22 protein-coding genes and 3 tRNA genes are annotated in these 20371 nt (G+C 62.8%); 10 read left to right on the forward strand and 15 right to left on the reverse strand.

Annotated elements, in window-relative coordinates; all coding sequences use genetic code 11:
• Positions 1-6 precede the first annotated feature (6 nt).
• Together D6Z43_RS24560 and D6Z43_RS24565 are read left to right on the forward strand one after the other, a co-directional pair.
• Complete coding sequence (locus tag D6Z43_RS24560) at positions 7-252, forward strand: Arc family DNA-binding protein (RefSeq protein WP_120654601.1); 246 nt, start codon at positions 7-9, stop codon at positions 250-252.
• Positions 249-671: a type II toxin-antitoxin system VapC family toxin gene (locus tag D6Z43_RS24565; RefSeq protein ID WP_120654602.1), complete on the forward strand. Its 423-nt coding sequence runs from the start codon at positions 249-251 to the stop codon at positions 669-671. Before D6Z43_RS24560 ends, D6Z43_RS24565 begins: the two co-directional genes overlap by 4 nt.
• Positions 672-759: 88 nt before the next feature.
• On the opposite strand, the gene D6Z43_RS24570 is transcribed toward D6Z43_RS24565, so the two are convergent.
• The 10 genes from D6Z43_RS24570 to D6Z43_RS24615 all read right to left on the reverse strand — a co-directional run bounded on the left by D6Z43_RS24570 (position 760) and on the right by D6Z43_RS24615 (position 7985).
• Positions 760-836: transfer RNA gene (locus tag D6Z43_RS24570), tRNA-Met, on the reverse strand.
• A gap of 213 nt (positions 837-1049) precedes the next feature.
• Positions 1050-2150 (reverse strand): redox-regulated ATPase YchF, encoded by a 1101-nt coding sequence (ychF, locus tag D6Z43_RS24575; protein WP_120654603.1) that lies wholly within the window; start codon positions 2148-2150, stop codon positions 1050-1052.
• A 26-nt stretch (positions 2151-2176) separates the two neighbouring features.
• Positions 2177-2761 carry an aminoacyl-tRNA hydrolase gene (gene pth, locus D6Z43_RS24580; RefSeq protein WP_077524268.1) on the reverse strand — a complete coding sequence of 195 codons (585 nt, stop codon included), beginning with the start codon at positions 2759-2761 and terminating at the stop codon, positions 2177-2179.
• Between the two features lie 38 nt (positions 2762-2799).
• On the reverse strand, positions 2800-3402 hold the full coding sequence (locus D6Z43_RS24585) for a 50S ribosomal protein L25/general stress protein Ctc (protein ID WP_120654604.1): 603 nt from the start codon (positions 3400-3402) through the stop codon (positions 2800-2802).
• Positions 3403-3510: 108 nt separating this feature from the next.
• Positions 3511-4452, reverse strand: a complete 942-nt coding sequence (locus D6Z43_RS24590; protein ID WP_028629917.1) for a ribose-phosphate pyrophosphokinase — start codon at positions 4450-4452, stop codon at positions 3511-3513.
• Positions 4453-4538: 86 nt separating this feature from the next.
• A tRNA-Gln gene (locus D6Z43_RS24595) sits at positions 4539-4613 on the reverse strand.
• A 60-nt stretch (positions 4614-4673) separates the two neighbouring features.
• Positions 4674-4748: transfer RNA gene (locus tag D6Z43_RS24600), tRNA-Gln, on the reverse strand.
• Positions 4749-4780: 32 nt separating this feature from the next.
• Positions 4781-5632 (reverse strand): 4-(cytidine 5'-diphospho)-2-C-methyl-D-erythritol kinase, encoded by an 852-nt coding sequence (gene ispE / locus D6Z43_RS24605; RefSeq protein ID WP_120654605.1) that lies wholly within the window; start codon positions 5630-5632, stop codon positions 4781-4783.
• A gap of 1 nt (position 5633) precedes the next feature.
• Positions 5634-6251, reverse strand: a complete 618-nt coding sequence (lolB, locus tag D6Z43_RS24610; RefSeq protein WP_120654606.1) for a lipoprotein insertase outer membrane protein LolB — start codon at positions 6249-6251, stop codon at positions 5634-5636.
• A gap of 3 nt (positions 6252-6254) precedes the next feature.
• Positions 6255-7985, reverse strand: coding sequence for a tetratricopeptide repeat protein (locus D6Z43_RS24615; protein ID WP_120654607.1), 1731 nt, complete (start codon positions 7983-7985; stop codon positions 6255-6257).
• A 186-nt stretch (positions 7986-8171) separates the two neighbouring features.
• Between D6Z43_RS24615 and hemA the strand changes: the two genes are divergently transcribed.
• The 6 genes from hemA to D6Z43_RS24645 all read left to right on the forward strand — a co-directional run bounded on the left by hemA (position 8172) and on the right by D6Z43_RS24645 (position 13509).
• A complete protein-coding gene (hemA, locus tag D6Z43_RS24620; RefSeq protein WP_120654608.1) occupies positions 8172-9446 on the forward strand; it encodes a glutamyl-tRNA reductase in 1275 nt (424 codons plus the stop codon).
• A complete protein-coding gene (gene prfA, locus D6Z43_RS24625; protein WP_120654609.1) occupies positions 9443-10525 on the forward strand; it encodes a peptide chain release factor 1 in 1083 nt (360 codons plus the stop codon). The genes hemA and prfA overlap by 4 nt, the downstream gene beginning before the upstream one ends.
• 1 nt (position 10526) lies before the next feature.
• Positions 10527-11357 carry a peptide chain release factor N(5)-glutamine methyltransferase gene (gene prmC, locus D6Z43_RS24630; protein WP_120654610.1) on the forward strand — a complete coding sequence of 277 codons (831 nt, stop codon included), beginning with the start codon at positions 10527-10529 and terminating at the stop codon, positions 11355-11357.
• Positions 11351-12106 (forward strand): molybdopterin-synthase adenylyltransferase MoeB, encoded by a 756-nt coding sequence (locus tag D6Z43_RS24635; protein WP_120655353.1) that lies wholly within the window; start codon positions 11351-11353, stop codon positions 12104-12106. Before prmC ends, D6Z43_RS24635 begins: the two co-directional genes overlap by 7 nt.
• Complete coding sequence (murI, locus tag D6Z43_RS24640; RefSeq protein WP_120654611.1) at positions 12099-12890, forward strand: glutamate racemase; 792 nt, start codon at positions 12099-12101, stop codon at positions 12888-12890. The genes D6Z43_RS24635 and murI overlap by 8 nt, the downstream gene beginning before the upstream one ends.
• Positions 12891-12993: 103 nt before the next feature.
• Positions 12994-13509 (forward strand): acyloxyacyl hydrolase, encoded by a 516-nt coding sequence (locus D6Z43_RS24645; protein ID WP_120654612.1) that lies wholly within the window; start codon positions 12994-12996, stop codon positions 13507-13509.
• 60 nt (positions 13510-13569) lie between these two features.
• Here the strand turns inward: D6Z43_RS24645 and phrB are convergent, their stop codons facing one another.
• The 5 genes from phrB to D6Z43_RS24670 all read right to left on the reverse strand — a co-directional run bounded on the left by phrB (position 13570) and on the right by D6Z43_RS24670 (position 18229).
• Positions 13570-15000, reverse strand: coding sequence for a deoxyribodipyrimidine photo-lyase (gene phrB / locus D6Z43_RS24650; RefSeq protein WP_120654613.1), 1431 nt, complete (start codon positions 14998-15000; stop codon positions 13570-13572).
• 11 nt (positions 15001-15011) lie between these two features.
• Entirely contained in the window at positions 15012-15941 is a 930-nt protein-coding gene (locus tag D6Z43_RS24655) for a MerR family transcriptional regulator (RefSeq protein ID WP_120654614.1), read from the reverse strand.
• A gap of 2 nt (positions 15942-15943) precedes the next feature.
• On the reverse strand, positions 15944-16912 hold the full coding sequence (locus D6Z43_RS24660; protein WP_174235591.1) for a DUF523 and DUF1722 domain-containing protein: 969 nt from the start codon (positions 16910-16912) through the stop codon (positions 15944-15946).
• Between the two features lie 115 nt (positions 16913-17027).
• Positions 17028-17249 (reverse strand): TIGR02450 family Trp-rich protein, encoded by a 222-nt coding sequence (locus D6Z43_RS24665; RefSeq protein ID WP_120654615.1) that lies wholly within the window; start codon positions 17247-17249, stop codon positions 17028-17030.
• Positions 17246-18229 (reverse strand): NAD(P)/FAD-dependent oxidoreductase, encoded by a 984-nt coding sequence (locus D6Z43_RS24670; RefSeq protein ID WP_120654616.1) that lies wholly within the window; start codon positions 18227-18229, stop codon positions 17246-17248. The genes D6Z43_RS24665 and D6Z43_RS24670 overlap by 4 nt, the downstream gene beginning before the upstream one ends.
• A gap of 197 nt (positions 18230-18426) precedes the next feature.
• Here D6Z43_RS24670 and D6Z43_RS24675 point away from each other — a divergent pair, with 197 nt between their 5' ends.
• Entirely contained in the window at positions 18427-19335 is a 909-nt protein-coding gene (locus D6Z43_RS24675) for a TIGR01777 family oxidoreductase (protein WP_120654617.1), read from the forward strand.
• Complete coding sequence (gene hemH / locus D6Z43_RS24680; RefSeq protein ID WP_120654618.1) at positions 19335-20363, forward strand: ferrochelatase; 1029 nt, start codon at positions 19335-19337, stop codon at positions 20361-20363. The genes D6Z43_RS24675 and hemH overlap by 1 nt, the downstream gene beginning before the upstream one ends.
• Positions 20364-20371: the final 8 nt, after the last annotated feature.

Consider the following 20371-nt stretch of genomic DNA (forward strand, 5'->3'; position numbering starts at 1 on the left):
GTCCCTATGGCTAGCATCACGATTCGCAACCTGGACGATGAGCTGAAAGCTCGGCTTCGTGTCGTGGCCGCCAGCCATGGTCGCTCGATGGAGGAAGAAGTGAGGGTGATCCTTGCTGAAGCACTTGCGAAGCAGAACAAGCCCAGCGGAATGGGCACTCGGATTCACGAACTTTTTGCCGCTGCGGGCGGTGTGGATTTGGAATTGCCTCCCCGCAGCACAAAGGCACGTGCAGCGGACTTTGATGAATGATCTTGTTAGACACCAATGTCCTTTCGGAGATGATGAAATCCAGGCCTGACCCAAGCGTCGTTGCATGGCTGGATGCTCAGCCAGGTAGCGAACTGGTGATCTGTTCCATATCAGTGGCTGAGATCCTTTATGGGATCGCCAGGATGCCAAACGGTAAGCGGAAGGATTTGTTGGCGATAGGCGCCGACACGCTTTTCAACAAGCTCTTTGCCGGCTGCATTCTGCCTTTTGATGTGGATGCAGCTGTGCACTATGCGGCGCTGGTTTCGGCCAGTGAAGCCAAGGGAAGGGTGACAGATATGGCTGATGGACAGATTGCGGCGATAGCCCGGCTATACAGCGCCAAGGTCGCTACACGAAACACCCGTGACTTCGAAGAGTTGGGGGTGGACCTTGTGAATCCTTGGGAAGGTGCCTAGCAAAGGCTCGGTAGTCGGGATGTAGTCTGTTTGTAGTCTGTCGCCCAAAACAAAAAAGGGTTAGCTTGCGCTAACCCTTTGTTTTGTATGGTGGCTACACCGGGACTTGAACCTGGGACATCAGCATTATGAATGCTGCGCTCTAACCGACTGAGCTATGTAGCCGAGTGGCGCGCATTTTCCGTGTCCGGTGGCAGGCTGTCAACCCCTTTGCTTAGATAATTTTGTGATCTTTCAAGCGTTTAGGCGGCGCGAGGGTTTTCAGGAGCGTGAAGCGGCATTCGACGAGGGAGGGGAGAGGCAAGTGGCGGTTTTCGCTTCGTCCTTCGCCATCCCGCGGAAGCAAAAAGCCCCGGAGGACCGGGGCTTTTTAGGAGATCAGACGTTGAAGCGGAAGTGCATCACGTCGCCGTCCTTGACGATGTATTCCTTGCCTTCCAGGCGCCATTTTCCGGCCTCCTTGGCACCGTTTTCACCCTTGTATTGGATGAAGTCGTCGTAGGCGACTACTTCGGCGCGGATGAAGCCTTTTTCGAAGTCGGTGTGGATAACTGCGGCAGCCTGCGGGGCGGTGGCGCCAATGCGAACGGTCCAGGCGCGGACTTCCTTCACGCCGGCGGTGAAGTAGGTCTGCAGGTTGAGCAGGTCGTAGCCGGCGCGGATCACACGGTTCAGGCCAGGCTCTTCGAGGCCGAGAGCCTCGAGGAACATATCCTTTTCCTCGCCATCATCGAGTTCGGCGATTTCGGCTTCGATCTTGTTGCACACCGGAACCACGATGGCGCCTTCTTCCTCGGCGATGGCTCGAACCACGTCCAGGTGAGGGTTGTTGTCGAAGCCGTCTTCGGCAACGTTGGCGATGTACATCACCGGCTTGCTGGTAAGCAGGTGGAAGCCACGAACCAGGCGCTTTTCCTCGTCGCCCAGGTTCTTCAGCAGGGAGCGCGCCGGCTTGCCTTCGCTGAAGTGGGGGATGAGTTTTTCCAGCAGGGCTTTCTGCGCCAGGGCGTCCTTGTCACCGCCCTTGGCGTTGCGAGCAACCTTCTGCAGTTGCTTTTCGCAGCTATCGAGGTCGGCAAAGATCAGTTCGAGGTCGATGATCTCGATGTCGCGCTTGGGGTCGACACTGTTGGAGACGTGGATGACGTTCTCGTCTTCGAAGCAGCGCACCACGTGGGCGATGGCGTCTGTCTCACGGATGTTGGCGAGGAACTTGTTACCCAGGCCTTCACCTTTGGAGGCGCCCGCTACCAGGCCGGCGATGTCGACGAACTCCATGGTGGTGGGGATCACGCGCTCGGGCTTGACGATGTCGGCCAGTGCGTTGAGGCGCATGTCGGGCATCGGCACGATGCCGCTGTTCGGCTCGATGGTGCAGAAGGGGAAGTTCTCCGCTGCGATGCCGGACTTGGTCAAGGCGTTGAACAGGGTGGACTTGCCGACGTTGGGCAGACCGACGATGCCGCAATTGAATCCCATGGTATGTGCCTCTGCGCGGAGTGGGTTCAGGCCTTGCGACTGTGCAGCTTCTGCATGGCGCGGGTGAGGTCACCGGCGAGCAGTTCTGGCATCACGTCGAGGGCGAAATCGATACTGGTGTCGAGTAGTTCCTGTTCGCTGCGCGGGGCGCGGCTGAGTACGAAACCGGATACCAGGCTGCTGTGCCCCGGATGGCCAATGCCAAGCCGCAGGCGATGGAACGAATTCTGGTTGCCGAGCTGGGCGATGATGTCGCGCAACCCGTTGTGGCCGCCGTGGCCGCCGCCGGTTTTGAGTTTGGCGACTCCTGGGGGCATGTCGAGTTCGTCGTGGGCCACCAGGATGGCTTCGGGGGGAATGCGGAAGAACCCTGCCAACGCCGCCACGGACTGGCCGCTGCGGTTCATGTAGGTGGTGGGGATCAGCAGACGAACGTCGCGACCTTGGTGGGAGAATTTTCCGACCAGGCCGAAGTATTTCTTGTCGAGGCTCAGGTTGACGCGTTCGCGATCGGCCAGGCGCTCAACGAAAAGGGCCCCTGCGTTATGCCGGGTCTGGTCGTATTCGGGGCCTGGATTACCCAGGCCGACGATCAGTTGAATGGCAGTCACTACAGGGGCCCTTTATCAGGCTGACGCAGAGTAAGAAATTACTCGGCTTCGCCTTCTTCCTTCACCACGCGGGAAGCATGGATGTTGGCAACTGCCAGGTCGTTGCCGTGGGCCAGGGCCACCAGCTCGACGCCTTTCGGCAGGGTCAGGTCGGACAGGTGAACGGTCTGACCTACTTCGACCTTGGCCAGGTCAACTTCGATGAACTCCGGCAGGTCTTTCGGCAGGCAGGAGACTTCGACTTCAGCGATGGTGTGGGAAACTTCGCCGCCGCCTTGCTTCACGCCAACGGAGGTAGCTTCGTTGATGAAGTGCAGGGGTACGTGGGCGGTCAGTTTCTGGCCGGCAACTACGCGCTGGAAGTCAGCGTGCAGTACGAAGCCTTTGGCCGGGTGACGTTGCAGAGCCTTGATCAGAACGGTTTCGGTAGCACCGGAAACGTTCAGGGCGATCACGTGGCTGAAGGCAGCTTCGTTTTCCAGCAGCTTGGCCAGGTCTTTGGCCAGCAGGCTTACGGATTGCGGGGCTTTCTCGCCGCCGTAGATTACAGCGGGAACCAGGTTGGCATTACGACGCAGGCGGCGGCTCGCACCTTTCCCCAGGTCGGAACGCGCATCGGCATTCAGGGCGAAATCAGTCATTACAGTTCTCCAAAATAACCAAAACGCCCGTAATGCTTGCGACCAGCATCCGGGCGATTGGTCTATAAGCCCCGCCTGAGCGGGGCGCGTTTCGTCAGGGATGGCCGCTTAGCGGAACATCGCGCTGATCGATTCTTCATTGCTGATGCGGCGGACCGCTTCAGCCACAACCGGCGCGATATCCAGTTGACGGATACGCGAGCAGGCTTGTGCCGCGGCGGACAGGGGGATGGTGTTGGTCACCACCAGCTCGTCCAGCACGGAGTTTTCAATGTTCTCGATGGCACGGCCGGACAGCACCGGGTGGGTGCAGTAGGCGTAGACCTTGGCAGCACCATGGTCCTTCAGGGCCTTGGCCGCGTGGCCCAGGGTGCCGGCGGTGTCGACCATGTCGTCGACCAGCACGCAGGTGCGGCCTTCGACATCGCCGATGATGTGCATGACTTCGGACTGGTTGGCCTTCGGACGACGCTTGTCGATGATCGCAAGGTCAACGCCGAGGGACTTGGCCACGGCACGTGCGCGAACCACGCCGCCGATGTCCGGGGAAACGATCATCAGGTTCTCGAAGCGCTGGTCTTCGATGTCATCGACCAGGACCGGGGAACCGTAGATGTTGTCCACCGGAATGTCGAAGAAGCCCTGGATCTGGTCGGCATGCAGGTCGACGGTGAGTACACGGTCGATACCGACTACGGTCAGCATGTCAGCCACTACCTTGGCGCTGATAGCCACGCGGGCGGAACGCGGGCGGCGATCCTGGCGGGCGTAGCCGAAGTAGGGGATGACCGCGGTGATGCGGGAAGCCGAGGAACGGCGGAAGGCGTCAGCCATCACTACCAGTTCCATCAGGTTATCGTTGGTCGGTGCGCAAGTCGGCTGGATCAGGAAAACGTCCTTGCCGCGAACGTTTTCATTGATTTCAGCACTGATTTCACCGTCGGAGAACTTGCCTACGGAGGCATCACCGAGGGGAATATGCAGTTGACGTACGACGCGACGCGCCAGATCGGGGTTGGCGTTCCCCGTGAAGACCATCATCTTGGACACGCGCAGTACCTGCCGGCTGAGGGTAGACCTGATGAATCAAAAAGCCGTTCAAAGGCCGTGGGCTTTTGAACAGCTTTTCAAGTGTATGGCAGGGGCGGCTGGATTCGAACCAACGCATGGCAGGATCAAAACCTGCTGCCTTACCGCTTGGCGACGCCCCTATGTGTGCAACTCGCTATGCAGGATATTCGTTTCGCTGTACGCATGACCCAGTGGGTTAATGGCAGGGGCGGCTGGATTCGAACCAACGCATGGCAGGATCAAAACCTGCTGCCTTACCGCTTGGCGACGCCCCTGTATCGTACAACCGAATGCCTTGCATTCCTTCTCAAGCCAGACCTTGAAGCTTGCGGTGCAACATGGAGATGTTGCGGCCCTGGGCGACAAAGCTCGGCAGAGTGGCCGGAAGTTGGCGGCGAACTTTATCAGCATCGCCTTTGTTTGGGAAGCTCCCAAACACACAAGCTCCAGTGCCGGTCAATCTAGCTGAAGTGAATTTATTCAACAAGATCAGAGCGTTACGTACATCCGGGTAACGCTTCTCGACCACCGGCTGGCAGTCGTTACGACCGCCCCCCTCAAGAAGGCTGCGAACTTTAATGGGCGGCGAATTCCGTGTCAACTCAGGATCGGAGAAAACTTCTGCTGTGCTGACAAAGACTTGCGGCACGGCGACAAGGAACCACGGCTCAGGGAGTTCGACGGGGGTCAGCTGCTCGCCAACACCCTCCGCGAAGGCCGCGCGGCCGCGCACGAAGACCGGCACATCGGCGCCCAAGGTAAGCCCTAGAGCGGCCAGACGGTCTTCGCTCCAGCCGAGGTTCCACAGTCGGTCGAGCGCGAGCAGGGTGGTCGCGGCGTCGGAACTCCCGCCACCGATCCCGCCTCCCATGGGCAGGCGCTTCTCCAGCCACATGTCCGCGCCGAGGCGGCTGCCTGATTCGGCTTGGAGCTTGCGCGCCGCGCGGACGATCAGGTTGCTGTCGTGGGGAACGCCGGGCACGTCGGTTCGCAGGTGGATTTCACCATCGTCGCGCGGGGCGAAACCCAGTTCGTCGCCGTGGTCGAGGAACTGGAAGAGGGTCTGTAGCTCGTGATATCCGTCGGCCCGTCGGCCGAGGATGTGCAGCATCAGGTTGAGCTTGGCCGGTGCCGGCAGGACGAGTTGCGCATCCTGCATGTCACTGGCCGAGCTGGCGCGGTTGCCAGTCCTTGATCACCAGGGTGACGTCGAGGTTTTCGCCGCTTAGCTTGATGCGTTCGGGCAGGGTGTAGCCGTTCTGCTCGACGTAGCTCAGGTATTGCACCTGCCAGCCATCTTGCTCCAGGCGGGAAAGGCGGCTTTCGCCGTCGAGGGTGAGGCGGCTGCGGCTGTCAGGTGCGGGCAGGCCGCGCACCCACCAGAGCAGATGGGAGACCGGCAGACGCCAGCCGAGTTGCTCTTCCAGCAGCGCCTCGGGGGATTCGGCCTGGTAGCGGCCCTGGTTGGCTACTTCCAGCTCGATGTTGCCCGGGCGACCAGTGAGTCGCGCCGCGCCGCGACCCAGGGGGCCGGAAAGGCGGATGTCGTAGTAGTCCTGGCGCTGCAGCCAGAACAGGGTGCCACTACCGGAGTCCTTGGGCGCTCGGATGCCTACCTTGCCGCTTATCTGCCAGCCATCGAGGGTGCTGACCTGCTCTTTGTGAGCTTTCCAGATGGCCTGGTTACCCTGGCCTTCGAGGGTTTCGCGCGGGGCAAGGGCGGAGCAGCCGGCGAGCAGGACAAGTGCGCCGGCGGCCAGGAGATTTCGTACACGCATGGATCAGAGGTTTCCGGAGCCAGTCAGGCGTTGCAGGGTGTCACGGAGGATGGCGCTGTCGGGCTGCTTCTGCAGGGCGTCCGCCCAGACCTTGCGGGCTTCGACCTGCTTGCCCTGGGCCCAGAGGACTTCGCCCAGGTGAGCGGCTACTTCGTGGTCGGGGAACTCTTGCAGTGCCAGGCGCAGAAGGCGTTCGGCCTCCGACAGATTGCCCATGCGGTAATTCACCCACCCGAGGCTGTCGAGGATTGCCGGGTCGTCCGGGTTGAGCTTGTGCGCCTGTTCCACCAGTTTCCTGGCTTCGTCGTAGCGCGTGGTACGGTCGGCGAGCGTATAGCCTAGGGCGTTCAGGGCCATGGCGTTTTCCGGCTCGCGTTCGATGATGAAGCGCAGGTCCTTTTCCAGTTGGGCGAGGTCGTTGCGCTTCTCCGCCAGCATGGCGCGTGTGTAGAGCAGGTTGAGGTCGTCCGGGAACTGCTGCAAGCCCTGATGGATGACCTTCCAGGCACGTTCCGGCTGCTGGCGCTCCGCCAGGCTCTCGGTTTCGATCAGGTAGAGCTGGATGGCGTAATCCGGTTGGGCATCGCGGGCCTTGGCCAGACGGGCTTCGGCTTCGTCGGCGCGACCGCTTTCCAGGAGGATTTCCACCTGGCGCATCTGCGCCGGCAGGTAGTCGTTGCCCGGGCCAACCAGTGCGTACTCGATCAGCGCGCTCTCTTTGTCGCCGCGCTTTTCGTAGACCTGGCCAAGGTTGAAGTGGGCAGAGTCGACATGGCTACCGCGTTCCACCAGTTCTTCCAGGTACACCTGGGCTTCGTCCCAGGCTTCGCCTTCCAGGCAGACCAGCGCCAGGGAGTAGCGGAGGTCGTCGTCGTCGGGGAATTGCTGGACGAGGCCGGCAAACTCGGACTTCGCCTCGTCCAGGCGGTCCTGCTCCACCAGCATGCGGGCGTAGGTCAGGCGCAGACGCTTGTCGTCCGGGTGCTGCTTGATGGCTTTCTGCAGAAGCGGCAGGGCTTCATCGCCACGCTTGAGGCTCTGCAGCAGGCGAGCACGGAGCAGGATCGGGGCGATTTCCTTGTCGTTGGCGGGCACGCCTTCGAGCAGGGTGAGCGCTTCTTCGGTGCGGCCGTCCTGTTGCAGCAGCACAGCCTTGCCGAACACCAGCTGGCTATTGTCGGGGTGCTTGGCCAGCAGGCGGTCGAAGCTTTGCAGCAGGCCGGCGCGGGTGTCTGCGTCAGTTTCTGCGGCAGAGAGCGCGAGGAAGTCGAAATGGGTGTCGCCCTGGCCCTGCAGCACTTTCTCCATATAGGCCATGGCTTCGTCGTGGCGGCCGGCACGGGCTAGCTGAACGGCGGCGGCGCGCTGGGCGTCGAGATTGTCTGGAGCGTTCTTGGCCCAGATCAGCGCAGTGTCCAGGGCTGCCTGGTCGGCGCCCAGGTACTCGGCGATGCGGAAGGCGCGCTCGGCCACAGCTGGATCCTGAGTGGCGTTGGCCTGTTGCACGTAGTTGCCGAGGGCGATGTCGAAGCGATTGCGTTGCCCGGCCAGTTCGGCCGCGAGCAGGGCGTAGAGGGTTTCGCGGTTGAACGAGCCATAGACCTCTGGCTTTGCGGGCGTGGAGGCCTGGTTGCCTTCCTCGACCGGTGGAGTGCCGTCCGGGGACTTGTGGGTCAAGCTCTGACAGCCGCCGAGAAACAGCAGGGCGGTCAGCAACGCGAGGGATCTATTCATATAGGAAGGAAGGGGCTAACCAGCGAGTGGCCCATCATGACACAAGCCGTCAGGCTAGCACATGGGGCGGGGGCCAACCCGCGGACGAGCAAAACCTGTACGGGCAGACAATTATCGGCGGTGGTTGTCGTCGTTCGGGTGAAGTAGGACAATTGCGCGCCCTTCCGATTCAGTTAGCGACCCTGCATGGCCTTCATTGCTCTTGGTATCAACCACAAGACCGCCTCGGTGGATGTCCGCGAACGCGTGGCTTTCACCCCCGAGCAGCTCGTGGAGGCCCTGCAGCAGCTGTGTCGCATCACGCCCAGCCGTGAGGCGGCCATCCTCTCTACCTGCAACCGCAGCGAGCTCTACCTGGAGCAGGATCACCCGAGCACCGATGAAGTACTCGCGTGGCTGGCCGGTTATCACAACCTCAGCCTTGAAGAGCTGCGCGCGTGCGCCTATGTGCACCAGGACGATGACGCTGTTCGCCACATGATGCGTGTCGCCTCCGGGCTGGACTCCATGGTCCTCGGGGAACCCCAGATCCTCGGCCAGATGAAGTCTGCCTACGCGGTTGCGCGTGAGGCAGGCACCGTCGGCCCGCTGCTCGGTCGTCTTTTCCAGGCGACCTTCAGCACCGCCAAGACGGTGCGTACCGACACCGCTATCGGCGAGAACCCGGTTTCCGTGGCCTTCGCTGCCGTCAGCCTGGCCAAGCAGATCTTCTCCGACCTGCACCGCAGCCAGGCGCTGCTGATCGGTGCTGGCGAAACCATCACCCTGGTAGCCCGCCATCTGCACGAGCAGGGAGTGAAGCGCATCGTCGTCGCCAACCGGACCCTGGAACGCGCCAGCATCCTTGCCGAGGAGTTCGGTGCCCATGCGGTGTTGCTCGCCGACATGCCCCAGGAGCTGGTCAACAGCGACATCGTCATCAGCTCGACCGCCAGCCAGTTGCCCATTCTCGGCAAGGGGGCGGTGGAGCGCGCACTGAAACAGCGCCGGCACAAGCCGATCTTCATGGTGGACATCGCCGTCCCGCGTGACATCGAGCCCGAAGTCGGCGAGCTGGACGATGTCTACCTCTATACCGTGGACGACCTGCACGAGGTGGTCGCGGAAAACCTCAAGAGTCGCCAGGGGGCGGCTCAGGCAGCCGAAGAGCTGGTCGGCGCTGGCGTCGAGGAGTTCATGCAGCGCCTGCGCGAGCTGGCCGCGGTCGACGTGCTGCGTGCCTATCGCCAACAGGCCGAGCGTCTGCGGGATGAGGAAGTGGCCAAGGCGCAGCGCATGCTGCAGAACGGCACATCGGCCGAGGAAGTGCTGGCGCAACTTGCCCGCGGCCTCACCAACAAGCTGCTGCACGCACCCAGCGTGCAGCTGAAGAAACTCTCCGCCGATGGCCGCTTCGACGCGCTGGTCGTGGCCCAGGAACTCTTCGCCCTCGACGAGGGCCCGGATAAACGTTCGCAATGAAAGCTTCCCTGCTGAACAAGCTTGACCTCCTCCAGGACCGCTACGAGGAACTTACCGCCCTGCTCGGAGATGCCGAAGTCATCAGTGACCAGGCCAAGTTCCGCGCTTACTCCAAGGAGTTCGCCGAGGTCGAGCCGGTGATCCTCGCTTTCCGCGAATTCCGTAAGGTTCAGGGAGACCTCGAGGGCGCTCAGGCGCTACTCAAGGACAGCGACCCGGACTTACGGGAGATGGCCGAGGAAGAAGTGGCCCAGGCCCGTGAGCAGCTCGTGGGGCTGGAGGACCGTCTGCAGCGCATGCTGCTGCCGAAGGACCCCAACGACGGCCGCAACGTCTTCCTGGAAATCCGCGCTGGCACGGGCGGCGACGAGGCGGCGATCTTCTCCGGCGACCTGTTCCGCATGTATTCCCGTTATGCCGAGCGCCAGGGTTGGCGTGTCGAGATCCTCTCCGAGAACGAAGGGGAGCACGGCGGATACAAGGAAGTGATTGCCCGCGTCGAGGGTGACAACGTTTACGCCAAGCTCAAGTTCGAGTCCGGCGCGCACCGTGTACAGCGGGTGCCGGAGACTGAGTCCCAGGGCCGTATCCACACCTCCGCCTGCACCGTGGCGGTATTGCCTGAGCCTGACGAGCAGGCCGCCATCGAAATCAACGCCGCCGATTTGCGTGTCGATACCTATCGCGCTTCCGGCGCAGGTGGCCAGCACGTTAACAAGACCGATTCTGCGGTGCGTATCACCCACATCCCGTCGGGCATCGTCGTCGAGTGCCAGGAAGAACGTTCCCAGCACAAGAACCGCGCCAAGGCCATGGCGTGGCTGGCGGCCAAGCTGAACGACCAGCAGGAAGCCGCCGCCCACAAGGAAATGTCCGATACCCGTCGCCTGCTGGTGGGTTCCGGTGACCGCTCCGAGCGCATCCGCACCTACAACTATCCGCAGGGCCGGGTGACTGACCACCGCATCAACCTCACCCTTTATGCGCTGGACGACGTGATGGCCGGCAGCGTCGAGGCCGTGATCGAGCCGCTGCTCGCCGAATACCAGGCCGACCAGTTGGCAGCCCTGGGGGACTGACGTGACCATCATCGCCAGTCTCCTCGGCGAAGCCCGCCTACCGGACTCGCCCACCCCGCGCCTGGACGCCGAACTGCTGCTGGCCGCCGCCCTCGGCAAGCCCCGCAGCTTCCTGCACACCTGGCCGGAGCGAGTGGTTTCCAGCGAAGTGGCCGAGCGTTATGCCAGCTTCCTGGAGCGCCGCCGCACCGGCGAACCGGTGGCCTACATCCTTGGCCACCAGGGTTTCTGGAGCCTGGACCTGGAAGTGGCGCCGGATACCCTGATTCCGCGCCCGGACACCGAATTGCTGGTGGAAACCGCCCTGGCACTGCTGCCGGCGAGCCCGGCCGAGGTACTCGACCTGGGCACCGGCACCGGCGCCATCGCCTTGGCGTTGGCATGCGAGCGTCTGGCCTGGAAGGTCACCGGCGTCGATCGGATTTCCACTGCCGTGGAGTTGGCCGAGCGCAACCGCGCGCGGCTGCGCCTGACCAATGCCCGGTTCGTCGAGAGCCACTGGTTCTCTGCCCTGGGGAAGCAACGATTCGCACTGATCGTCAGCAATCCGCCCTACATACCGGCCCAGGATCCGCACCTCGCCCAGGGCGACGTACGCTTCGAGCCTTCCAGCGCCCTGGTGGCCGGCGCCGATGGCCTCGACGACATCCGCAAGATCATCCAGGACGCGCCCGATCACCTGCTGCCGGGCGGCTGGCTATTGCTGGAGCATGGTTTTGACCAGGCGCCGGCCGTGCGCGATCTGCTCGATCAGCAAGGCTTCCAGCAAGTGGAAAGCCGTCGCGACCTGGGCGGCCATGAGCGCATCTCTCTGGGGCAATGGCCATGCTGAATGATCAGGAACTCCTTCGTTACAGTCGGCAGATTCTCCTGCCGCAGATCGACATCGACGGTCAGCTGCGCCTGAAGCAGGGACGCGTCCTGATCATCGGCCTCGGCGGCTTGGGCTCGCCGGTTTCTCTCTATCTGGCTGCCGCCGGTGTGGGCGAGTTGCATCTGGCGGACTTCGACAGTGTCGACCTCACCAACCTGCAACGACAGATCGTCCACGACAGCAACAGCGTCGGGCAGAGCAAGGTCGATTCGGCCATGACCCGCCTTGCCGCGCTGAACCCTGAGGTACGTCTGGTGCCGCACGACCGCGCGCTGGACGAGGATTCCCTGGCCGCCGCCGTTGCAGCGGTCGACCTGGTCCTGGACTGCACCGACAACTTCGGTACCCGCGAAGCGGTCAACGCGGCATGCGTCGCCGCCGGCAAACCATTGGTGTCCGGCGCCGCCATTCGTCTTGAAGGCCAGCTTTCGGTCTTCGACCCGCGCCGTGACGACAGCCCTTGCTACCACTGTCTCTACGGCCATGGCAGCGAAGCCGAACTGACCTGCAGCGAGGCCGGCGTGGTTGGCCCGCTGGTTGGACTGGTGGGCAGCTTGCAGGCACTCGAAGCGCTCAAGTTGATCGCCGGTTTCGGCGAGCCCATGGTCGGCCGCCTCTTGTTGGTGGACGCCTTGGGAAGTCGCTTCCGCGAACTGCGGGTAAAGCGCGACCCGGCCTGCGAAGTCTGCGGAGCACGGCGTGCCTGAAGCTGCGGTCGGAGTCTTCGACTCAGGCGTCGGCGGCCTTTCCGTCCTGCGGGAAATTCGCACGTTGCTGCCTCGCGAATCGCTGCTCTATGTGGCGGATAGCGGCCACGTGCCCTACGGCGAGAAGAGCGCCGACTTCATTCGCGAGCGCAGTCACCAAATCGCCGAGTTCCTGCTCGACCAGGGCGCCAAGGCGTTGGTGCTGGCCTGCAACACGGCCACTGTGGCCGCCGTAGCCGACCTGCGTGAGCGTTATCCACAGCTGCCTATCGTTGGCATGGAGCCGGCGGTGAAGCCGGCTGCAGCCGCAACGCGCAGTGGCGTGGTCGGGGTGCTGGCGACTACTGGCACGCTGAAGAGTGCGAAGTTCGCGGCACTGCTGGATCGCTTTGCCGGAGATGTACGGGTCATCACCCAGCCCTGTCCCGGACTGGTGGAGCGCATCGAGGCAGGGGACCTGCTGGGGCCGGAAACGCGCACCCTGCTGACGGCCTATGTCGAGCCGCTACTGGCCGAGGGCTGCGATACCTTGATCCTCGGCTGCACCCACTATCCGTTCTTGCGTCCTTTGCTGCGTCAGCTGGTGCCGGACTCGGTCAGCCTGATCGATACCGGTGCGGCGGTTGCCCGTCAGTTGCAGCGGCTACTGGATGCGCGCGGTCTATTGGCGGAAGGGTCGGCCGAAAACTGCCGCTTCTGGTCGAGCGGCGATCCGCTGGCGATGCAGGAAATCCTGCCGATTCTCTGGGGCGAATCCGCCTGTGTGGACAGGTTTCCGGATTGATACAAAAGTCCGCCAGAGTTCTTTCCCCGATTAAAAAGCTATCTATAATCGCTGCCAGGTATTAAGACTTTTTTGTCTGCACTTCAGAAAAAGGATTGGTTTCATGAAGAAGCTTTTCTGCTGGGCCGCAGCTGCAGCGATCACCGTCGGCCATGTTGTTTCCGCCCAGGCTGCGGACGTTTCTCTGGACATTGGCCAGACTGGCGATTCCACCATGGTTTATCGTCTGGGAACTCAGTTCGACTTCTCCAGCAGTTGGTTCCAGACCGATGTAGGGCGCCTGACCGGCTACTGGGATGCCGCCTACACCTATTGGGAAGGCGATGAGACCGCCAGCAACCACAGCCTGTCTTTCACTCCGGTATTCGTCTACGAGTTCGCAGGTGAATCCGTGAAGCCCTACGTCGAAGCAGGTATCGGCGTCGCCGTGTTCTCGGACACCGACCTGGAAGACAACGATCTGGGTTCCTCCTTCCAGTTCGAGGATCGCATCGGCCTGGGCCTGCGTTTCGCCAATCAGGAAGTCGGCGTGCGCGCCATGCACTACTCTAACGCCGGCATCAAGCAGCCGAACGATGGCGTGGAGGCTTACACCTTGCACTATCGCCTGTCCTTCTGAGGCGAACCTGCAACACCGGAAACCGGGCCAAGCGCCCGGTTTTTTATTGCGCCTGCATCTTCAAACGGTACGTTCCGAAAGATTCCTGAAGGCCGCCAGTGCCCGATCGCGGCTGGCAGACAGGTCTACCAGCGGCGGCGGATACCCGGTGACGCCGAACAGGCCACCCAGTCCGGCCGGGTTGTGGATATCGCGTTTGTCCAGATGAGCGAGTTCCGGTAGCCAGTGGCGCAGGAAGCGTCCGTCCGGGTCGAACTTCTGCGACTGGTTTATGGGGTTGAAGATGCGGAAGTACGGGGCCGCATCGGTGCCGGTGGAGGCGCTCCACTGCCAGCCGCCATTGTTCGCCGCGAGGTCGCCGTCGATCAGGTTGCGCATGAACCAGCGCTCGCCTTCGCGCCAGTCGATCAGCAGGTTCTTGGTTAGGAACATCGCCACTATCATGCGAAGGCGGTTGTGCATCCAGCCCGTGGCGAGCAATTGGCGCATCGCCGCGTCGACGATGGGGATGCCGGTTCGCCCTTGCTGCCAGGCCTCCAGATCCTCTGGCGCACGGCGCCAGGCCAGCGCTTCGGTTTCGCGACGGAAGGGGCGGTGGCGGGAAACGCGCGGGAAGGCCACCAGGATGTGCTTGTAGAACTCGCGCCAGAGCAGCTCGTTGATCCAGCAGACGGTGCCGGGATTGCCACTGTCGAACTCCCCGAGGTTGTTGCGTAGCGCCGCGTGCAGGCATTGGCGGGGCGAGAGCACGCCAGCAGCGAGGTACGGCGAGATCTGGCTGGTGCCGGGGACGGCGGGGAAGTCGCGGCGTTCCTCGTAGCACCAGAGCTCTTCCAGGGCGAAGGTGTCCAGCCGCTCGCGGGCGGCTTCTTCCCCGGCGGGCCAGAGTTGGCGCAGGCTTTCCGGAGGTATCGGGAAGCCTTCTACCGACATGGGGGGCGTGTCGCTGGGGATATCCAGTTCTTCCTGCGGTCGCGGTGGTGGCAGGCAACTCGGCAGGGCTGTGTGCAGGCGCTGGTAGCAGACTTTGCGGAACTGACTGAAGACCTGGAAGCAGGTGCCGGACTGGGTCAGAACGCTACCGGGACGGAACAGCAACTGATCGAGATGGCTCTGCAAGACGATACTGTCTGCCGCAAGCAGCTCGGCCACCTGGTGGTCGCGCCGGGCCTCATTGATGCCGTATTCCTCATTGACCTGAACCGAACCGATGTCGAAATCGTGGCAAAGCTGGCGTACCACCTGTGGCGCCTCGGCCCAGGTGTCGGCGTGGCGAATCAGTAGAGGCACGTTCAGCCGGTCCAGCGCCCAGGCCAGCTCGGACAGGTTGCGCATCCAGAAATCCACTTTGGCAGGCGCGTCGTCGTGGGTTTGCCATTGGCCCGGGGTGATGAGGTACAGGGCCAGAGTCGGGCCGGCGGTGAGTGCAGACTGCAGGGCCGTGTTGTCCTGCACGCGCAGGTCGGTGCGGAACCAGATGAGCTGGCGCATGGAGCATTCCTTTATCGGTTGTGCAGCAGGCCGAGGTCTGACAGGGCCTGAAAGGCGTCGAGCGGGCTTTCGGCCAGGATGACGCCGGGGACGGAATCGGCCCGGTGGATGGCCGCTGCGGGTCCCCCCAGCAGACACGGGCATCGATGGCCGTTGAGCAGCCTTGGCAGTTGCCCGGGACTGATCGGCTGGCTTGAGTAGAGCATTAGGGCACGAGGCTGGATGCGCGCCACGACCAGGGGTAGTTCGGTAGCAGGTACCGGCCAGTCGAAGACTTCTACTGCGCAATCGGCGCTGCTGGTGAGCCAGGCCGCGAGCCAGAGGCCGGGCTCCATTGGCAGGTCCGAAACATTCATCATCAGGATCGGCGCCCCGCTGAACTGGCGGTTGTTGTGGTAGAGCCGCGCGCCTAGCTTGGTGCGCAGCCAGGAGTGCAGGAACACGCGCTCCGCCTGGCGGCCGAACTGGCCGCGCCAACGTTGTTCCAGCTCTTCCAGCACGGGCTGCAACAACTGGCGATAGAGAGTCTGAGGAGGGTAGAGCGCCATTGAGGCATTGAAGCGCTCGTCCAGTTGGCGCTCATTGAGGCTGCCAATGGCTTCCAGCAGATGCTGGCGCTGTTCTTCCCAGGGGGAGGCCGACGTAGGTTCAGGGGCTGCCGGCGGCTGTTGCTCCTTGAGCAGCCCCTTGACCTGGCCAACGGCGACGCCCCGGTCCAGCCAGGTGAGGATCAGGCGTATGCGCACCACATCGTCCTCGGTGTAGAGGCGGTGGCCCTTGCTGGTGCGCAGCGGTGCGACGAGCCCGTAGCGGCGTTCCCAGGCTCGCAGGGTCACCGGTATGACACCGGTCTGGCGTGCCACTTCGCGAATGGGCAGCAGCCCCCGCGACAGTGCGGTCTGGTAGTCGATGTCCATCGAGGTTTCGCCGGGCGCGTCCATGGCTAGAGGGCGTTGCGCAGGCTGAGTTCTTCCGGATGCGGCTGCAGGTAGGCCTGCTGGGTGATGTAGCGATCCGGGTGACTGTTGAAGTGATGCTTGAGCAGGGTGATGGGCACGACCAGTGGGATGATGCCACCTCGGTATTGCTCGATCAGGCGCTGGAGCTCCGCCTTTTCCGGGCGGCTGAGGTGCGTCTTGAGATAACCGCTGAGGTGCTGCAGCACATTGCTGTGAGTGCCGCGAGTGGCGCATTTGCCGAGGGCTGTCATGAGTGCCGAAAAATAGCGCGGGCCGATCTCGGCTGCCGGGTGCTCACCGATGTCGCCGAGCAGTCGGCCAAGGACCTTGTACTGCACCGGGTCGTGGGCCATCAGTTGGTACTTGTAGCGGGAGTGGAACGCGATGATTGCCTTGTGCGTCAGCCCTTCGCGGCACAGCGCCTGCCACTGCGCGTAGGCGTAAACGCGGGTGAAGAAGTTTTCCCGCAGCACCGGATCGTTGAGGCGACCTTCTTCTTCTACCGGTAGGTCCGGGCGCAGGGCGCAGAAGGCTCTGGCGAAGATTCCCCGGCCATCTCCTGCGGCTGCTTGGCCGTTGGCCCGATACACCTTCACCCGTGCGAGCCCGCAAGAGGGCGACTTCTGCATGAAGATGTAGCCACTGATGTCGTCGAGTTGCTCCGCCATTAGCTCGCCGAACTCGGTCAGGGCCTCGGTGTGATCGAGTTGCGGCTGTCGCGTGCCGACCGCACGCGGTGCAGCGAGGTCGCCAACCAGTCGGATGGGCGCGCGGGGAATGCCAAGGCCGATGGCCACTTCCGGGCACAGCGGCACGAAGTCGAAATGCGCTGCCAGGCTGCGGCTGCACAACCGTGACTCCTTGTGCCCACCATTGAAGCGCACGGGGTCGCCGAGGAGGCAGGCGCTGATGCCCAGTTTGGGGCGCTGCGACAGATCGAAGGGCATGACCATGGGCTATTACCTGGACGCGTGTTATACAAAGTAGATTGCTTGTATAGGTTTATGGAAATCATAGAGATGGTCTTGTACAAGTCAAATGACTTGTACAAGTTCTTGACGGGTGGGATCAGCGCCAGCCGATCTGCCAGCAGCGGGTATCGGTCAGGTCGCGCCAGGGCAACTGCCGGCAGCGGTGGCTGTGCACAGCTTCGAGTTCCACGGTTTGCAGGACGCCGCCTTCATCGAAGATCAAGCGGCTGACGAGGAAGTGTCGTTCGCGTCTGGACGGCCGTACGGCCGTCCACTTCGAGAGCAGTAATTTGCGCGGATTGAGCCGCGGAGCGGTCACAAGTGCTCAAGCAGGCGGCGAGCGGCTTCCTGGCCGCTTAGCCAGGCACCTTCCACACGGCCTGACAAGCACCAGTCGCCGCAGGCGTAAAGGCCCAAGTCGGCATCGGCGAGGGCGCCCCACTGGTGCGCCTGGCTCGGCCTTGCGTAGAGCCAACGGTGGGCCAGGCTGAAGCTCGGAGCCGGAACGGCACAGCCGATCATTTCGGCGAAGGCACCATGCAAGTGTTCGATAACCGCATCCTTGGGCATGTCCAGGTGTTGCTTGCTCCAACTGCTGGTGGCGTGCAGCACCCAGGTGTCCAGGCTGGCTTCGCGACCTGGCTTGGAGCGATTGCGGGCAAGCCAGTCCAGCGGGCTGTCTTGCAGGAAGCAACCTTCAACACGGGTATCCAGCGGTTCGCTGAAGCCCAGTGCCACGGCCCAGGTCGGCTCCATGGCGACGCTTGCGGCGGCACCGGCGAGTTTCGGTGCAGCGGCCAGCAGGGCCGCAGCGTGGGGCGCCGGTGTGGCGACTATCACGTGGCTGAACGGGCCGTGACTGAGGCCTTCGGCATCTTGAAGGCCCCAGTGGCGTTCGCCACGGAAGACCTCGGTGATGCGGCAGGCGAAATTCACGGGCAGGGCACCGAGCAGGGCGCGGGTGATGGCGCTCATGCGTGGCGTGCCGACCCAGCGGATCTGCTCGTCGGGGGAGGGCAGCAGCTGGCCTTCGCTGAAGTGATAGAGACTGGGTGACCATTCGGCGACCCAGCCACGATCGCGCCATTGCTGCACCACTTCGGCGAAGCGACGGTCGCGGGCGGTGAAATATTGAGCGCCAAGGTCCACGGAGCCGGCGTCGCTTCGCTTGCTGGCCATGCGTCCACCGCTGCCGCGGCTCTTGTCGAAGAGCTCCACGGCCTGCCCGGCTGCATGCAGCGCCTGGGCGGCGGAGAGGCCGGATATACCGGTGCCGATGATGGCGATAGGTGCACTCATGGTCTACCTCGTTACCTATGGCTACAGGCTACGCTTTAGACAACACCTGTACAAAATTCAAGCTTTGTACAGGTTGATCGTTTCCAATCGCGGACTACTGCATTTCTGACGATACGTGGCCCAATCCGGGGCACGTTGAGGCGTCATAGACCAGACTAGGGCGATATCCGCACTTAGCGCCATGCGAGGAGGATGCCATGCACATATTGCTGACCGGCGGTACTGGTCTGATCGGCCGGGCGCTCTGCCAGCGTTGGCTGGCGGAGGGGCATCAGCTCACTGTGCTGAGTCGGCGGCCGCAGAGCGTTGCAAGCCTTTGCGGCCGCACGGTGCGTGGTATCAGCCAGTTTCCCGATTATGGCGACGAGCCGCTGGACGCCATCGTCAACCTGGCGGGAGAACCCATTGCAGATCGGCCCTGGAGCAATAAGCGCAAGGCACAGCTTTGGGGCAGTCGCATCACGCTCACCGAGCAGATGCTGGAGTGGCTGGAGAAGCGCGGCCAGATGCCGCAGGTGCTGCTCAATGGCTCGGCGGTAGGCTGGTACGGTGATGGCGGCGAACGGGAGCTGACCGAGGAATCGCCACCGGTGACCGATGATTTCGCCAGCCAGCTTTGTGTGGCCTGGGAGGAGACGGCGCAACGCGCCGAGGCATTCGGCATCCGCGTGGTGCTGGTGCGCACCGGTTTGGTGCTGGCGCGCGACGGAGGGTTTCTCAAGCGCCTCGTGCCACCCTTTCGCCTGGGATTGGGCGGTCCCCTGGGCAATGGTCGGCAATGGATGCCCTGGGTGCACCTGGACGATCAAATTGCACTGATGGATTTTCTCTTGAAGCAGATCGATGCGCGCGGTCCTTATAATGCGTGCTCGCCGCAGCCCGTGCGCAACCGCGATTTCGCCCGCAGCCTGGGTCGCGCACTGGGCCGGCCGGCCTTCATGCCGGCACCGGCCTTCGTCCTGCGTCTGCTGCTGGGTGAGCTGGCCGGGCTGTTGCTCGGTGGCCAGCGTGCGGTACCGGCCCGATTGCGGGCAGCGGGTTTTACCTTTGCATTCACCGATCTGGACATGGCACTCGGCGATCTGCTGAAGCCTAAGGATGTTTGATGACTGATCACGCGCTGCTGCTGGTCAACCTGGGATCGCCGGCTTCCACCAAGGTGGAGGACGTGCGGAGTTACCTTGATCAGTTCCTGATGGACCCCTACGTCGTCGACCTGCCGTGGCCGCTGCGGCGCCTGCTGGTTTCGCTGATCCTGATCAAGCGTCCGGCACAGTCGGCCCATGCTTACTCGTCGATCTGGTGGCCGAACGGTTCGCCGCTGATCGTCCTCAGTCGTGAATTGCAGGACGCCATCGTTCCCCTCTGGCGGCATGGCCCGGTGGAACTGGCGATGCGCTATGGAGAACCTTCCATCGAAAATGCGCTGCGCAAGTTGGCTGAGCAGGGTGTCAAGCGCGTGACCCTGGCGCCGCTCTATCCGCAGTTCGCCGACAGCACCACTACAACCGCCATCGAGGAGGCTCGCCGTGTAATCCGCGAGCGAGGCCTGACGCTGAATGTTTCGGTGCTGCCACCCTTCTTTGCCGAGCCGGACTACCTGGACGCCCTGGTGGCCAGCGCCAGGCCCTACCTTGAGCAGGACTTCGACCACCTGCTGCTGAGCTTCCACGGTTTACCCGAGCGGCATATCCGCAAACTGGTCAAGAGCATCGATCCACAGCATGACCTGACTGCCCCCGATAGCCGTGACGTCAGCGACGAGGTCCTGGCGGTCTGCTACCGCAGTCAGTGCCAACGCACTGCCGAAGCCTTCGCTGAACGTGCGGGGCTTGCGCCCGGAAAATGGTCGGTGTCCTTCCAGTCGCGCTTGGGCAAGGACAAATGGATCGAGCCTTACACCGAGGCGCGGCTTGATGAGCTGGCCAAGCAGGGGGTGAAGAAGCTGCTGGTGATGTGCCCGGCTTTCGTGGCCGACTGCATCGAGACGCTGGAAGAAATCGGCCAGCGCGGCAGCGAGCAGTTCCAGGAAGCCGGAGGCCAGGAGTTGGTGCTGGTGCCGTGTATGAACAGCCATCCGCAATGGGTTTCTGCGCTCGCCCGGCTTTGCGAAACGGCGGTGCGCCCTCTCTGATCTCGTCC

The organism is Pseudomonas sp. DY-1, assembly GCF_003626975.1.
Taxonomy (GTDB): Bacteria; Pseudomonadota; Gammaproteobacteria; order Pseudomonadales; family Pseudomonadaceae; genus Metapseudomonas.

Bases quoted from the DNA above. Each gene is read 5' to 3' on its own strand.
- D6Z43_RS24560 (WP_120654601.1), top strand. From the start codon at position 7: ATGGCTAGCATCACGATTCGCAACCTGGACGATGAGCTGAAAGCTCGG.
- D6Z43_RS24565 (WP_120654602.1), top strand. From the start codon at position 249: ATGATCTTGTTAGACACCAATGTCCTTTCGGAGATGATGAAATCCAGG.
- ychF (WP_120654603.1), bottom strand. From the start codon at position 2,150: ATGGGATTCAATTGCGGCATCGTCGGTCTGCCCAACGTCGGCAAGTCC.
- D6Z43_RS24585 (WP_120654604.1), bottom strand. From the start codon at position 3,402: ATGACTGATTTCGCCCTGAATGCCGATGCGCGTTCCGACCTGGGGAAA.
- ispE (WP_120654605.1), bottom strand. From the start codon at position 5,632: ATGCAGGATGCGCAACTCGTCCTGCCGGCACCGGCCAAGCTCAACCTG.
- lolB (WP_120654606.1), bottom strand. From the start codon at position 6,251: ATGCGTGTACGAAATCTCCTGGCCGCCGGCGCACTTGTCCTGCTCGCC.
- D6Z43_RS24615 (WP_120654607.1), bottom strand. From the start codon at position 7,985: ATGAATAGATCCCTCGCGTTGCTGACCGCCCTGCTGTTTCTCGGCGGC.
- hemA (WP_120654608.1), top strand. From the start codon at position 8,172: ATGGCCTTCATTGCTCTTGGTATCAACCACAAGACCGCCTCGGTGGAT.
- prfA (WP_120654609.1), top strand. From the start codon at position 9,443: ATGAAAGCTTCCCTGCTGAACAAGCTTGACCTCCTCCAGGACCGCTAC.
- D6Z43_RS24635 (WP_120655353.1), top strand. From the start codon at position 11,351: ATGCTGAATGATCAGGAACTCCTTCGTTACAGTCGGCAGATTCTCCTG.
- D6Z43_RS24645 (WP_120654612.1), top strand. From the start codon at position 12,994: ATGAAGAAGCTTTTCTGCTGGGCCGCAGCTGCAGCGATCACCGTCGGC.
- phrB (WP_120654613.1), bottom strand. From the start codon at position 15,000: ATGCGCCAGCTCATCTGGTTCCGCACCGACCTGCGCGTGCAGGACAAC.
- D6Z43_RS24655 (WP_120654614.1), bottom strand. From the start codon at position 15,941: ATGGACGCGCCCGGCGAAACCTCGATGGACATCGACTACCAGACCGCA.
- D6Z43_RS24660 (WP_174235591.1), bottom strand. From the start codon at position 16,912: ATGGTCATGCCCTTCGATCTGTCGCAGCGCCCCAAACTGGGCATCAGC.
- D6Z43_RS24670 (WP_120654616.1), bottom strand. From the start codon at position 18,229: ATGAGTGCACCTATCGCCATCATCGGCACCGGTATATCCGGCCTCTCC.
- D6Z43_RS24675 (WP_120654617.1), top strand. From the start codon at position 18,427: ATGCACATATTGCTGACCGGCGGTACTGGTCTGATCGGCCGGGCGCTC.
- hemH (WP_120654618.1), top strand. From the start codon at position 19,335: ATGACTGATCACGCGCTGCTGCTGGTCAACCTGGGATCGCCGGCTTCC.